Source organism: Geodermatophilus normandii, from assembly GCF_003182485.1.
Lineage (GTDB): Bacteria > Actinomycetota > Actinomycetes > Mycobacteriales > Geodermatophilaceae > Geodermatophilus > Geodermatophilus normandii.
Map to the genome: position 1 here is coordinate 2,728,354 of NZ_QGTX01000001.1, position 12,475 is coordinate 2,740,828.

Genomic DNA, 12,475 nt, shown 5'->3' on the forward strand with positions numbered 1-12,475 from the left:
GTACGAATTGTACGCCACCGCAGTGGTCCCCTCAACCTGAAACCGCAGGTCAAAGCGCTAATCGGTCAGGAGCAGAAGCTGTCGACGACCTCGTGGGTAGGGCGACCGGGATGGAACTCGACGACGCCACGGCCCTGAGGGCGGCGCTGCACGGCCACGTGCCACGGGCGGTCCGCACGCACTGGGTCGACGTCGACGGCGTCCGCTGGCCGCTGCGACAGGTGGTGACCCTTGCGGTCGCTGGCGACCGGAGCCGCGTCACCACCCGGGCTGCCCACCGGGCCCTGCGAGAGCTGGGCTTCCGGACGAGCGAGCGGACGGAGAGCTGGCGGAGCGAGGTCCCCAGCGTCACCCCGCTCCTCGACGCGCTGAACGCCGCGACGCCCGCAGACTTCCTCGCCGCCGGCCGAGCCGCGAGCAACGAGCCGGGGCTCTACAGCTGGTGGGCCGACGACCAGGGCGCGGCCGACCTGACCCGGGGTCTCGGGCACGAGGTGGTGCCGGGCCTCGTCTACGCGGGCCGCGCCGGGGGCATCCGGCCGAGCGGCGTGCGGTCGAGCAACACGCTGTGGGGCCGCATCGCCACGATGCACCTCGGTGGCCGCCGGCAGTTCTCCACCTTCCGGCTCACGCTGAGCGCCTGCCTGTCCCCGGAGGGCGGTCCGGCCGTCGACGGGCAGGAGCTGACCGGCTGGATGCACCGGCACCTGCGGGTCGCGGTCCTCCCGCTGCCGATCGAGTCGGTGGCGCCGGGGGAGGAGCGGCTGCTCGAGCTCGCCGACCCGCCCCTCAACCTCCGCGACGTCCCGAGGACCGACCTGCGCCGCGCGCTCACCCGCCGTCGGAAGGCCCTGCCCACCTGACACGGCGGCGCCCCGGCCACGAGGGCCGGGGCGCCGTCGAGAGCGTGCGTCAGGCGACGCGGCGTGCGCCCGCGTAGCTCGGCATCGAGTCCAGGTTGACCACGGCCACCGGCTTGCCGGCGGTCGAGGCGTGCACCATCTGGCCGTTGCCGATGTACATGCCCACGTGCGACACGGGGCTGTAGAAGAACACCAGGTCGCCCGGCTTGAGGTCGGCCTTCGCCACCGGGGTGCCGAACGTCGACTGGGCCTTCGAGGTGCGCGGGATCGTGATGCCCGCGGCCTTGTAGGCGTAGCTGGTCAGCCCGGAGCAGTCGAACGTGTTCGGGCCGGCGGCGCCGTACACGTACATGTCACCGCGCTGGGCCAGGGCGGTGTCGACGGCGATCTGGGCCGCGCCGTTGGGAGCAGGCGCTGGGGCGGCGGCCACGGTCGCGGTGGTGCCGACGCCCCCTGCAGCAGCGGAGGCGGGGAGGGGCGAGAGGGCGATGCCGGCCCCGGCGATGGCGGCGACGGCGACACCGCGGAACGAGCGACGAGCGAGGGACGTGCGAGTGGTCGTCATCGACGACGGTTCTCCTGTTCTCCACGGCCGCCTACCGGGTTAGCTGACGGGTTCGGACGGGGGAGTCGCCCGGCGCGACGGATCGCGCTCCACCCCAGGACTGCGGTGGGTCCCCGGCCCGGGTACCGGCTGGGTGCCGGCATCCGGTTCGGCGTGTCCGGCGGGTGTCACGCGGGTGGTGACGAGGGCCCCGGCCGGTCCGCGACGACGGTAGGGAGCGGTTGCGGGCCCCTCCACCGGACCGAGGCCGCGCCACGCCCGGGCCCGGCCTCCCGACTTGACGCCGGCCGCGGATCCGACACGCCACCGTCACCACCACGGACGGCGGCGCAGCACCCGGCCGGCGGCCGCCCGGGCGGCACGGACACGCCGGGCCCGACGAGAAAGGACGAGACGGTGCGCCCGCACTCCGGGTCAGCGGCCCGCCACGCCCGCGGAGGTCGCCGGGATCTCGACGGTTGGCCCGCCCGTTGTCGGGGCACCCGTTGGAGCAGTCGAGAGGAGGGAGCACCCCCATGGGCATGTTGAGGAACGTGATCGCCTCGGGCGTCGCCGCGAAGGTCGTCCAGGAGCTCCGGAAGCCGCAGAACCAGGCGAAGATCAAGCAGTTCATCCGGGACTACCAGGCCAAGAACAAGGGTGGCGGCACGCGACCGACCGGTCGCGGGTACTGACCCCGCACGCTCGACCGCGGCCCCCGTCCCTTCCGGGACGGGGGCCGCGGTGCGTCCCCGGCTTCGTGACCTCCGTTTCCGCCGCTGCGCATGAGACACCTGTGAGTGCTGAGGACGACTCCGTACCGATATGGGTCGTTCCGGGACGCGGCCGTGTCACTGTCCCGTGTGTCACGCCCGGTGGCGGTGCAGCAGACATGTGCAGCGACCCCCGCTTCTCGGGCTCTCACCCCCGGGGGATCCGATGACCTACTCTCCGCCGCTCCCGCAGCAGCCCGTGCCTGCTCCTGCCCCGAAGAAGCCGTTCTACAAGAAGGCCTGGTTCCTCGTCCTCGCCGCGATCGTCGTCATCATCATCGGCGTCAACGCGAACAAGGGCGGCGGTGCCGACACCGGTTCAGCCGAGGCTCCGGGCGACAACGGCGCGGCCAGCGCCGACTCCGGGGACGCCACCGAGGCCAGCGCCGTCGGCATCGGTCAGCCGGCGGCCGACGGCGACTTCCAGTTCGTCGTCAACGGCGTCGACTGCTCGCAGACCGAGCTCGGCGACGAGTACCTCAGCACGCAAGCGCAGGGGCAGTTCTGCATCGTCGACGTGACGGTGAGCAACATCGGCAGTGAGGCGCAGGGCTTCTTCGGTGAGAACGCCACCCTGCTCAACGCCGAGGGCCAGGAGTTCAGCGCCGACAGCGAGGCTGCCTTCTACCTGCAGGACTCGTCCTCGCTCTACGAGGAGATCAACCCCGGCAACACGCTCAACAGCAAGGTCGTCTTCGACGTCCCGGCCGGCATGACCCCCAGCGGCATCGAGCTGCACGACTCCGCGTTCTCCGGTGGCGTGACCGTCGCCCTGCAGTAAGCAGCGCTCAACCACAGGGGGTTCCGCCGACCGGCGGGACCCCCTGTGTCGTCTTCGAGCCATGATGTGGCCGGGCTCGCGAGCCCGGATCGGGGTGCAGTCGAGTTCCGTCCAGCAACACCCCGACCGGGGCGGACACGACCCGGTTCCCGGTGACGACGATGCTCCGGCGGACGGGGCGCGTGCACGGCGGGATGGTCCCGCCGTTCACGCGAACCGGTGCCGTCCCCGCCGGGGGCACGGGTGTGGGGGCGGCACCGGCCCACGGACAGGAGAGGCGCCGGCGCGCTCCGCATGACGGGAGCGGGGACGCCGGCGACGGCGCCGGGCCCGCGGCGGGCCGGGGCCGGGGCCGCGCGGGCGCCGGACCTCCGCGTCATGGACCGGGGCGGCCCGCGTCAGCGCCCGTCCGGACACCGTGCGTGACCGCCGACCCGTCGACGGCGGCGTCCCGGCGCGCCGCGTCATCCCGGCCCGGGGACGGCGTCGTCACCGGTGCAGGGGGATCGAGGGAGGCGAGCAGCGCCATGACGACGAGCAGCGCCACGACGACGAGCGGGACGACGAGCGGGACGACCGGCGGGGCAGGCGCGGAGCGGGCGGCCGCCCCCGGGGTCCCGGCTCCCCGGGGGTCGCAGGAGCGGCTCCAGCACGTGGAGGAACTCCGCCGGGCGGCGACCCACCTGGCGGCGGCACAGTTCCTCGAGAGCCGCGCCGACCGTTCGGCCAGCCCCGTGCTGGCGGGCCTGCTGCGCGACCGGGCCCGCGAGCGCCGCCGCAGGGGCGAGCGCATCCTCGTGCGGCTCGGGGTGCGGCCCGTGCGGGGCGGGCCGCCCGGGCAGCGGTGCTGAGCAGGCGGTTCCCCGCCGGGAGCGGGAGCGGAAGGGGAGGCGGAGCCGGGACGCGCGGCGTAGCTTTCCGCCATGGCCGCCGCGGGGCGGGCCGGCCCGGCCCAGGACGGGCCGTCGCCCGCCGAGATCACGGCGCTGATCCCGCTCGTCCGGCGGATCGTCGCCGCCCGGGTCCCCGACCACGCGACCGCGGACGACCTGGTGCAGGAGACGCTGACCCGGGTGCTCGCCGCGTCCGGGCGCGTCGAGCCGGGGATGCTCGAGCCCTACGCCATCGTGACGGCCCGCAACGTCGTCGCCTCCCTCTGGCGGGACCAGGACCGCCAGCGGCGCAACCAGCACCGCGTCGTCGACCTCCGCCCGCCGGAGGCGCCGGACGAGGACGTCCTCGTGCAGGAGGACCGCGAGGCGGTCACCGCGGCCCTGACCCGGCTGAGCGACCGGGAGCGCGCGACGCTGCTCGCCCACGAGGTGTCCGGGCAGGACACCCGGTCGCTCGCGGCGGAGCTGGGGTCCACGGCGGGCGCGGTGGCCGCCCAGCTCAACCGGACCCGCGCGCGGCTGCGGGTGGAGTACCTGCTCGTCCTCGAGAACACCGAGCCCCCGACCGACCGGTGCCGGCCGGTGCTGCTGGCCCTCTCCAGCGGCGACCGCCGCCGGCAGCGCGAGGTCGACGCCGCCCGCCACCTGCTCGAGTGCGACCTCTGCGCTCGGCTCAGCGAGCCGCTCGTGGGGCGGGGCCGGAACCGGGACGCCGACGTCCGCGTGCCCGTGCAGTCCGACGCCGACGTCGTGGCCGCCCGCTCGGCCGCCCGCGAGGCCGCGACCGGGATCGGCTTCCCCCCGACCGACCTGACCGCGATCGCCACCGCCGTGTCCGAGGTGACCCGCAACATCGTCAAGTTCGCCGACTCCGGCGAGGTCGTCATCGAGGTCCTGGAGGAGCCGCGGCCGGGGATCCGCATCGTCGCGCGCGACGTCGGTCCCGGCATCCCCGACGTCGACCGCGCCCTGCGCGACGGCTACAGCACCTACGACGGGCTGGGCCTGGGACTGCCCGGCGCCCGCCGGCTGATGGACGAGTTCGCGATCGTGTCCGAGGTGGGCCGCGGCACCACCGTGACCATGACGAAGTGGTGGGGAGAGCGATGACCGGCACGCAGGACGACGGCAACCGTGGAGGAGCCCGGGCCGAGTCCCCGCGGACGCTGGGCCCCGACGAGATGGCCCTGCTCCCCGAGCTCGTCGCGCACCTGCGCGAGCACCGCACGAAGCTGCGCCAGGAGTGGGCGTCCCGGATCCGCGAGGAGAACCTGCTGCAGGCCATGACCAGCCAGGAGATGTCGGCCGAGACGACCTCCGTGTACGACAACTACGTCGAGGTGCTCGAGACCGGCAGCGTGGCGGCGCTGCAGCAGTACGCCCGCGACCTCTCCGAGCGGATCATCCCGCGCGGCGTGGAGACCCACGAGGTCGTCGGCATCGTGCTGCTGCTGCGCGACGTGCTCGCCCGCTCGCTGTTCGAGAAGTACCAGCGCGACTTCGGCATGCTCAACCGGGTCCTGGACGCCTACGAGCCGGCCGCCAACCGCATCGCCAACACCGTCGCGGTCAGCTTCGTCGACGAGCGCGAGCGGGTCATCCGGCAGCAGCAGGACTCCATCCGGGAGCTGTCGACGCCGGTGCTCCCCGTCCGCGAGCGGCTGCTGATCCTGCCGATCATCGGGATCCTCGACAGCGAGCGCGCCCGGCAGCTGACCGTCCAGCTGCTCGGCGGCATCCGCACCCACCGGGCCAAGGTCGTCGTCATCGACATCACCGGCGTGCCCGGGATGGACGAGACGGTGGCCAACCACCTGGTCCAGACCGTCGACGCGTCCCGGCTGATGGGGGCCAGCGTCATCATCACCGGGCTCTCGCCGGACATCGCCCAGACCCTGGTCACCATCGGCGTCGACCTGAGCAAGATGGCGACGATCGGCGACCTGCAGGGCGGCCTGGAGGAGGCCGAGCGGATGCTGGGCTACGCGCCGGCCCGTCCCGAGGGAGCGCCGGCGCCATGACCGCCGGGCCACGGCTGTTCTCGATCCTGCGGCAGGGCGCCATCCTGATCGCCTCGATACACACCGCCCTGGACGACTCACAGCTGGAGCGGTTCCGGGCGGACCTGGTCGACCGGATCGGCCGGGACCGCGCCAAGGGCGTCATCATCGACGTCGCGGCCCTCGACGTCGTCGACTCCTTCGCCACCCGCACCCTGCGCGGCATCGCCGACATGGCGCGGCTGCGGGGCGCGCAGACGGTGATCGTCGGCTTCCAGCCCGACGTCGCGTTCGTCATCGTCCAGCTCGGCATGGACACCGGGTCCCTGGTGACGGCGCTGGACCTGGAGGAGGGACTCACCCACCTCGCCGCGGTGACCGGCGCGTCGATCGGCCCGGCGCGGTGACCACGATCGCGGACCTCCACCGTGACCACCGGGCGGCGTTCCTGCGCCACCTCGGCCGCCGCGAGGAGTCCGCGCTCGCCGCCGGCTACCAGCTGGGGCGCTCCGCGCTCGCTGCGGACATCAGCCTCCTGGAGGTGGTCCGCGTGCACCACGACGTCCTGCTGGAGGTGCTGCGCGACACCCCTCCCGACGAGGTGCCGGCGGTGGCCGAGGCGGCGTCGGACTTCCTGCTCGAGCTGGTCGCCAGCTACGACATGTCGCAGCGGCGTTCCCCCGGCGGCCGCGGCCGCCCCGGCTGACCGCCCCGCCTCGGGGCAGGACCTCAGGACCCGGAGGCGGCCGGGCCGAGCGGGACGGGCTCGGGACCGGCGACGATCGGCGCGGTCACCGTGCCGATCCCCTCGACCGTCACCGAGACCTCCGCGCCCGGGCGCAGCCACGGGTGCCGGTCCTCACCGTGCAGCGACCGCAGCTCCAGCAGGCAGCCGGTGCCGACCGTGCCGCTGCCGACGACGTCGCCGGGCCGCAGCTCGGTGCCGCGCGAGGCGTAGGCCAGCATCTGGCCGAACGACCAGCGGATGTCGGCCCAGCTGCCGCCGCCCTGCTCGACGCCGTCGACCGCGGCCGCCATGCGCAGCGCGTACCCGGCGCCGGAGCGGTGGGGCTCCAGCTCGTCGGGCGTCACCAGCACCGGGCCGAGCGTCGTCGCGCCGTCCTTGCCCTTCGCCGGGCCCAGGCCGACCTGCGACTCCACCCGCTGCACGTCGCGGGCGCTCCAGTCGACGAACACCGTGTACCCGGCGATCGCCGCCTCGGCCTGCTCCGGCGTCAGGTCCGACCCGCCCCGGCCGACGACCGCGGCGACCTCCACCTCGTAGTCGAACGCCGCCGAGCCGGGGGAGACCGGCACCGGCTCGCCCGTCCCGCGCACCGCCGCCGGGTTGGTGAAGTAGAAGACCGGCTGCTGGAACCACACCGGGGACACCTCCCGGCCGAACGCGGCGGCGGCGTTGCGCGCGTGCTGCTCGAAGGACAGGAAGTCGCGCACCGACGGCGGGCGCGGCACCGGCGCGCGCAGCACCAGCCCGGCCTCCGCCACCACCTCGGCCGGCGCGCGCTCCGCGGCCGCGGCGAGGTCGGGCAGCAGGTCGAGCAGCGGCGCGTCGACACCGTGCACCTGCCCGTCGCGCAGCAGCCCGGCCCGCTCGGCGCCGTCGGACGGCGAGACGTAGGTGACCCAGCGCATCAGCTCTCCTCCCTCACGCCCGGCAGCCGATGGGGCCGCCGTGGAACGCCACCATGTCCGGCCAGATCCCCGTCAGCGGCAGCCGCTCGCCGAGCGGCCGCCCGTCGAGCTCGGCGTACGCGCGGTGCAGGTTCCCCACGAGCCGCTCGGACTCCTGCCACCCGGCGTACCGGTTGTCCGCGTGCCGCCGCGCCGTCTCCAGCGGCGACCAGCCGGCCGCGTGCCCCTCGCGCGCGGTCGCGTCGACGAAGGCCGCGTAGCCGGCCAGGTCGTCGAGCAGCCGGGTCACCTCCCCGCCGCGGCACACCGGGCCGTGCCCGGGCACCAGCACCTCCGGCTCCAGCGCCCGCAGCGCGGCGAGCGCCCGCGGGTAGCCGGCCACGCTGCCCTCGGCGAGGAACGGCTGACCGCCGGCGAAGGCGACGTCCCCGGCGAAGGCCACCCGCTCGGCCGGCAGCCACACGACGACGTCGCCGCGGGTGTGCGCCGGCCCCACCGCGTGCAGCTCCACCGCGCGCTCGCCGAGGTGCAGCGTCAGCGCGCCGGTGAACGTCACGTCGGGCGGGCGCACCTCCAGGTGCCCGTAGTCGGGACCGGTGAGCACCTGCGCGGCGAGCAGCCCGGCGGCGAGCTGGTCCTCCCGCGCGTGCACGTGCCCCACCACCGGCGTGCCCGCCGGGACCAGCCAGTTGCCGAAGGTGTGGTCGCCGTGGTGGTGGGTGTTCACCAGCGCCCGCAGCCGGCCCGGCGCCACCGACCCGACGGCGGCCAGCAGCGCGCGGTTGCGGGCCTCGGTTGAGGTGGTGTCCACCATGACCCCCGCGCCGTCGTCGCCGGTGACGACGCCGGTGTTGTTGATCATCCAGCTGCCGTCCGGCTGCACGTAGGCGAAGACCCCGGGTGCCACCTGCTCGAGCGCCGCCGCCTCGATCGCCGTCGTCACCGGGTCACTGTGCTGCACCGCCCGCCCGGCGGGGAAGCGGCCGGCGTGCTCGTGCTCTGCCCACGACGGCGGGGCAGAGCACGAGCGTGGCCGCCTGCAGGGTCCCGCCGCGAGCTCGCGAGTGGTGGGGGCAGGGGGTCCTTCGTCAGTCGCCCTTGACGTTCACCACCTGGCGCAGCGTGTGCCGCACCTCCACCAGGTCGGCGGCGTCGGCCATGACGACGTCGATGCTCTTGTAGGCATCGGGGTGCTCGTCGAGGAACGCGTCCGAGCGGCCCCACGCGATGCCCTGCATGCGCCGGTCGAGGTCGGCCCGGCTGAACCGCTTCCGCGCGGCCGACCGGGAGAACGCCCGCCCGGCACCGTGCGGCGCCGAGGTCAGCGACGCGGCGTCGCCCTTCCCGACGACGACGTAGGACGCGGCGCCCATCGAGCCCGGGATGAGCCCCCACTGGCCGGCGCGCGCCGCGATCGCGCCCTTGCGCGACAGCCACACCTCGCGGCCGTCGTGCGTCTCGCGCTCCGTGTAGTTGTGGTGGCACTGCACCACCTGCGCCCGGTGCACCTCCTCGGTGAGGAACCGGGAGACCTGGCCGGCGACGCGGTCCATCATCTCCTCGCGGTTGAGCGCGGCGAACCGCTGCGCCCAGCGCAGCGCCTCGATGTAGGCGTCGAACTCCGGCTCGCCCTCCTCGAGGTAGGCGAGGTCGCGGTCGGGCACCTCGACGCCGCGCGCCCGGGTGCGCTCCTGCGCGATCCGGATGTGCGTGGACGCGAGCTTGTTGCCGACGCCGCGCGAGCCCGAGTGCAGGAACAGCCACACCCGGTCGGCCTCGTCGAGGGACACCTCGATGAAGTGGTTGCCCGAGCCCAGCGAGCCCAGCTGCTGCGGCCAGTTCGGCGCGGCGCCGTCGGCCTGGGCCGCGCCCGGCAGGCCGCGCAGCTCCTCGACGCGCGCGGCCGCCGTGTCGCGCACCTTCCTGTTGTAGCGGCCGGCCGACAGCGGGATCGCCCGCGAGATCTGCTCGTGCAGCGTGGACAGGTTCCGGCCGCGGACGTCGTCACCGGTGAACTGGGTGCGCACGGCCATCATCCCGCAGCCGATGTCCACCCCCACCGCGGCCGGGATGATCGCGCCGTCGGTGGGGATGACCGAGCCGACGGTCGCGCCGAGACCCAGGTGCGCGTCGGGCATGAGCGCCACGTGCGGGTGGATGAACGGGAGCGAGGCGGTGCGCTCGGCCTGCTCGCGGGTCGCGTCCTCGAGGATCGACGCCCAGCTGAGCAGGCGCTCGCTGATCTTCTCCATGGTCCTGTCCGTCTCAGGGGGCAGAGACGGCCGTCTCTGCCGGTCGGGCCGGGGCAGTCGACGCGCTCGGCTCGCGCGGCGCCACCGCACTACCCGCCCGCCGCCGCGGGGACCCCGGCGTGCCGTTTCCGTTCCGCGGCTCCCGGGCAGCCCTGGTGGAACCGCCGGATCCTGGAGTGAGGACGCACGCGATGCAGGTCGGACTGAAGCTCGCCACCGAGGCCTTCCCGCCGGAGGAGATCGTCCGGCAGACGGTCCGGGCGGAGGAGGCGGGCTTCGACTTCGTCGAGCTCAGCGACCACTACCACCCGTGGCTGGAGGCCCAGGGTCACAGCGGGTTCACCTGGTCGATGCTCGGCGCGATGGCCGCGAGGACCGAGCGGATCGGCCTGGTCACCGGCGTGACCTGCCCGATGATCCGGTACCACCCCGCGATCATCGCCCAGGCCGCGGCGACGGTGCAGATCCTCTCCGGCGGCCGCTTCACGCTCGGCATCGGCGCCGGCGAGCGGCTCAACGAGCACGTCGTCGGCACCGGCTGGCCGGCCGTGCACGTGCGGCACGAGATGCTGCGCGAGGCGCTGCAGATCATCCGGCAGCTGTGGCAGGGCGGCTACCAGACCTTCGAGGGCAAGCACCTGCAGCTCGAGGACGCCCGCGTCTTCGACCTGCCCGAGCAGCTGCCGGTCATCGCCGTGGCCAGCGGCGGGCACAACGCCTCCGAGCTCGCCGCCGAGTACGGCGACGGGCTGTTCGCCACCGAGCCGCGCGAGGACCTCGTCACCGCCTTCCGCGACGCGGGCGGCTCCGGCCCGCTCTACGCCGAGGTGCCGATGGCCTGGGCGACCGACGAGGAGGCCGCCGTGCAGGAGGCGCTGGAGACCAGCCGCTGGGCGGTCACCGGCTGGAAGGTGATGAGCGAGCTGCCCAACCCGGTCAACTTCGACGCCGCCAGCCAGACGGTGAAGCCCGACGACATCCGCGCGCAGTTCTCCTGCGGGCCCGACCCGGAGAAGCACCTGCAGCAGGTGCAGCCCTACGTCGACGCCGGGTTCGACCACATCGTGCTGCAGAACGCCGGGCCCGACCCCGACGGCTTCATCGACGCCTGCACCGGCGCCGACGGGCTCGTCGCGCGGGTGAAGGCGCTCTCCCCGTCCTGATCGGCGTCGTCCCTGCCGGGTTCCGCAACGGACCTGCCAGGACGCGCGGGGAGTGGGGGAGGCGGTCACGGACGGCGGCAGACTCCCCGTCCGTGACCGCCTCCCTGCCCGCGCTGCCCGACACCGCCGCCTGCCGCCTGGCCGCCGAGGTGGTGGCCGAGTTCAGCTCCCCGGCCCTGGTGCACCACTGCGTGCGCTCCTACCTGTGGGCCGCCGACCACGCCGACCGGCACGGCATCGCCTTCGACGCGGAGCTGCTGTTCGTGGCGGCGATGGTCCACGACCTCGGCCTGACGCCGGTCTTCGACAGCGCCACGCTGCCGTTCGAGGACGCCGGCGGCGCGGTCGGCTGGGTCTTCGCCGCGGGCGCGGGCTGGCCGGTCGAGCGCCGCCGGCGGGTGGCGGAGATCGTCGTCGCCCACATGGCGCCGGAGGTCGACGTCGCCGCCGACCCCGAGGGCCACCTGCTGGAGCTGGCCACCGGACTGGACATCTCCGGGCGCGACCCGGACGCCTGGCCCGCGGACCTGCGCGCCGAGGTCCTCACCCGGTACCCGCGGCTGGGGCTGATCGAGGAGTTCGTCGCCTGCTTCACCGACCAGGCCCGCCGCAAGCCCGACTCCCTCGCGGGCCGGTTCACCGCAGCCGGCTTCGCCGACCGGGCGCGCGCCAACCCGCTGGACGCCTGAGGCGTCAGCCGCGGTCGAGCAGGCGCAGCGAGGGGCGGGTGGTCAGCCGCTTCTCCAGGCGGACGCGGTGCCGGCCGTCGGGGTCGCGGCGGAAGTCCAGCCGGTCGACCAGCGCCTGCATGAGGGTCAGCCCCGCGCCGCGCTCGCCGTCGACCCCCGGCCGGGTGACCGCCTCGTCGGGGTCGAAGCCGGCGCCGTCGTCGACCACGGTGATCCGGCACAGCCCGCTGTCGATCTCCACCGACACCTGGTACTCGCCGTCGTCGCCGGCGTGCTGCACGACGTTCGCGCAGGCCTCGGTGAGCGCCAGCGTCGTCTCCTCGACGACCGCGCGCTCGATGCGCAGGTGCTCCAGCGCCTGCCGGCACAGGCCACGGACGAACGGCACGCTGCCGACGTCGACGGGGAGCCGGACGGTGAACGAGATGTCCATGCCCGACCCCCTCCCGTGACGCCGCGTTACGCTCCTCGGGTCCGTTCCGAGCGCCGAGGGAGCCCGATCGTGCAGTTCGCCGTCGACCGAGTGGCGGTGCACGGACGGCCGGGGCTGAGGGTACGCGGCGAACTGGACATCGCGACGGTGGTGCAGCTGGCCTCCTGCGTCGAGGCCGAGCTGTCGGCGTCACCCCGCGCGCTGGTCGTCGACCTGACCGAGACCACCTTCATGGACTCCTCCGGCGCCCGCCAGCTCGCCCGCACCGCGCGGGACGCCGCGGCCGCCGGCACGGCGCTGCAGGTGGTGTGCCCGCGGGACAACGCGCCGGTCCGGCTGGTCATCGACCTGCTCGAGCTGCAGCGCCTCGTGCCCGTGGTGGAGTCGGCGACCCTGAGCGACGGGGAGGTCGGGTCGTAGGGTCGGCCGCG

At 74.5% G+C, this 12,475-nt stretch carries 16 protein-coding genes and 1 riboswitch; of the genes, 11 read left to right on the plus strand and 5 right to left on the minus strand.

The window, feature by feature from the left end; all coding sequences use genetic code 11:
- Window positions 1-110 precede the first annotated feature (110 nt).
- Window positions 111-863 (plus strand): GIY-YIG nuclease family protein, encoded by a 753-nt coding sequence (locus tag JD79_RS13330; protein WP_110005916.1) that lies wholly within the window; start codon window positions 111-113, stop codon window positions 861-863.
- Window positions 864-912: 49 nt separating this feature from the next.
- Here JD79_RS13330 and JD79_RS13335 read toward each other — a convergent pair whose 3' ends face one another.
- Window positions 913-1,428: a C40 family peptidase gene (locus JD79_RS13335; protein ID WP_110005917.1), complete on the minus strand. Its 516-nt coding sequence runs from the start codon at window positions 1,426-1,428 to the stop codon at window positions 913-915.
- Window positions 1,429-1,440: 12 nt separating this feature from the next.
- A riboswitch (cyclic di-AMP (ydaO/yuaA leader) is annotated at window positions 1,441-1,574 on the minus strand.
- Window positions 1,575-1,943: 369 nt separating this feature from the next.
- Between JD79_RS13335 and JD79_RS22660 the strand changes: the two genes are divergently transcribed.
- The 7 genes from JD79_RS22660 to JD79_RS13365 all read left to right on the plus strand — a co-directional run bounded on the left by JD79_RS22660 (window position 1,944) and on the right by JD79_RS13365 (window position 6,560).
- Entirely contained in the window at window positions 1,944-2,102 is a 159-nt protein-coding gene (locus tag JD79_RS22660; protein WP_170149195.1) for a hypothetical protein, read from the plus strand.
- 244 nt (window positions 2,103-2,346) lie between these two features.
- Window positions 2,347-2,961 carry a DUF4352 domain-containing protein gene (locus tag JD79_RS13340; RefSeq protein ID WP_211307964.1) on the plus strand — a complete coding sequence of 205 codons (615 nt, stop codon included), beginning with the start codon at window positions 2,347-2,349 and terminating at the stop codon, window positions 2,959-2,961.
- 527 nt (window positions 2,962-3,488) lie between these two features.
- Window positions 3,489-3,812: a hypothetical protein gene (locus JD79_RS13345; RefSeq protein ID WP_146220445.1), complete on the plus strand. Its 324-nt coding sequence runs from the start codon at window positions 3,489-3,491 to the stop codon at window positions 3,810-3,812.
- Between the two features lie 72 nt (window positions 3,813-3,884).
- The gene (locus tag JD79_RS13350) at window positions 3,885-4,964 is read left to right on the plus strand and encodes a sigma-70 family RNA polymerase sigma factor (protein WP_110005920.1); all 1,080 of its coding nucleotides are present in this window, start codon (window positions 3,885-3,887) and stop codon (window positions 4,962-4,964) included.
- Entirely contained in the window at window positions 4,961-5,875 is a 915-nt protein-coding gene (locus JD79_RS13355; protein ID WP_211307965.1) for an STAS domain-containing protein, read from the plus strand. The genes JD79_RS13350 and JD79_RS13355 overlap by 4 nt, the downstream gene beginning before the upstream one ends.
- Window positions 5,872-6,261, plus strand: coding sequence for an STAS domain-containing protein (locus tag JD79_RS13360; RefSeq protein WP_110005921.1), 390 nt, complete (start codon window positions 5,872-5,874; stop codon window positions 6,259-6,261). Before JD79_RS13355 ends, JD79_RS13360 begins: the two co-directional genes overlap by 4 nt.
- Window positions 6,258-6,560 carry a phosphatase RsbU N-terminal domain-containing protein gene (locus JD79_RS13365; protein ID WP_110005922.1) on the plus strand — a complete coding sequence of 101 codons (303 nt, stop codon included), beginning with the start codon at window positions 6,258-6,260 and terminating at the stop codon, window positions 6,558-6,560. The genes JD79_RS13360 and JD79_RS13365 overlap by 4 nt, the downstream gene beginning before the upstream one ends.
- Window positions 6,561-6,583: 23 nt before the next feature.
- On the opposite strand, the gene JD79_RS13370 is transcribed toward JD79_RS13365, so the two are convergent.
- The 3 genes from JD79_RS13370 to JD79_RS13380 all read right to left on the minus strand — a co-directional run bounded on the left by JD79_RS13370 (window position 6,584) and on the right by JD79_RS13380 (window position 9,759).
- Window positions 6,584-7,507 carry a fumarylacetoacetate hydrolase family protein gene (locus tag JD79_RS13370; RefSeq protein WP_110005923.1) on the minus strand — a complete coding sequence of 308 codons (924 nt, stop codon included), beginning with the start codon at window positions 7,505-7,507 and terminating at the stop codon, window positions 6,584-6,586.
- A gap of 13 nt (window positions 7,508-7,520) precedes the next feature.
- Window positions 7,521-8,450: an MBL fold metallo-hydrolase gene (locus JD79_RS13375; RefSeq protein WP_211307966.1), complete on the minus strand. Its 930-nt coding sequence runs from the start codon at window positions 8,448-8,450 to the stop codon at window positions 7,521-7,523.
- Between the two features lie 145 nt (window positions 8,451-8,595).
- The gene (locus JD79_RS13380; RefSeq protein WP_110005924.1) at window positions 8,596-9,759 is read right to left on the minus strand and encodes an RtcB family protein; all 1,164 of its coding nucleotides are present in this window, start codon (window positions 9,757-9,759) and stop codon (window positions 8,596-8,598) included.
- Between the two features lie 191 nt (window positions 9,760-9,950).
- Here JD79_RS13380 and JD79_RS13385 point away from each other — a divergent pair, with 191 nt between their 5' ends.
- On the plus strand, window positions 9,951-10,922 hold the full coding sequence (locus JD79_RS13385; protein WP_110005925.1) for a TIGR03557 family F420-dependent LLM class oxidoreductase: 972 nt from the start codon (window positions 9,951-9,953) through the stop codon (window positions 10,920-10,922).
- 92 nt (window positions 10,923-11,014) lie between these two features.
- Complete coding sequence (locus tag JD79_RS13390; RefSeq protein ID WP_245900072.1) at window positions 11,015-11,611, plus strand: HD domain-containing protein; 597 nt, start codon at window positions 11,015-11,017, stop codon at window positions 11,609-11,611.
- Between the two features lie 4 nt (window positions 11,612-11,615).
- On the opposite strand, the gene JD79_RS13395 is transcribed toward JD79_RS13390, so the two are convergent.
- Window positions 11,616-12,044, minus strand: coding sequence for an ATP-binding protein (locus tag JD79_RS13395; RefSeq protein WP_110005926.1), 429 nt, complete (start codon window positions 12,042-12,044; stop codon window positions 11,616-11,618).
- Between the two features lie 69 nt (window positions 12,045-12,113).
- Between JD79_RS13395 and JD79_RS13400 the strand changes: the two genes are divergently transcribed.
- Window positions 12,114-12,464, plus strand: a complete 351-nt coding sequence (locus JD79_RS13400; RefSeq protein WP_170149197.1) for an STAS domain-containing protein — start codon at window positions 12,114-12,116, stop codon at window positions 12,462-12,464.
- Window positions 12,465-12,475 lie beyond the last annotated feature (11 nt).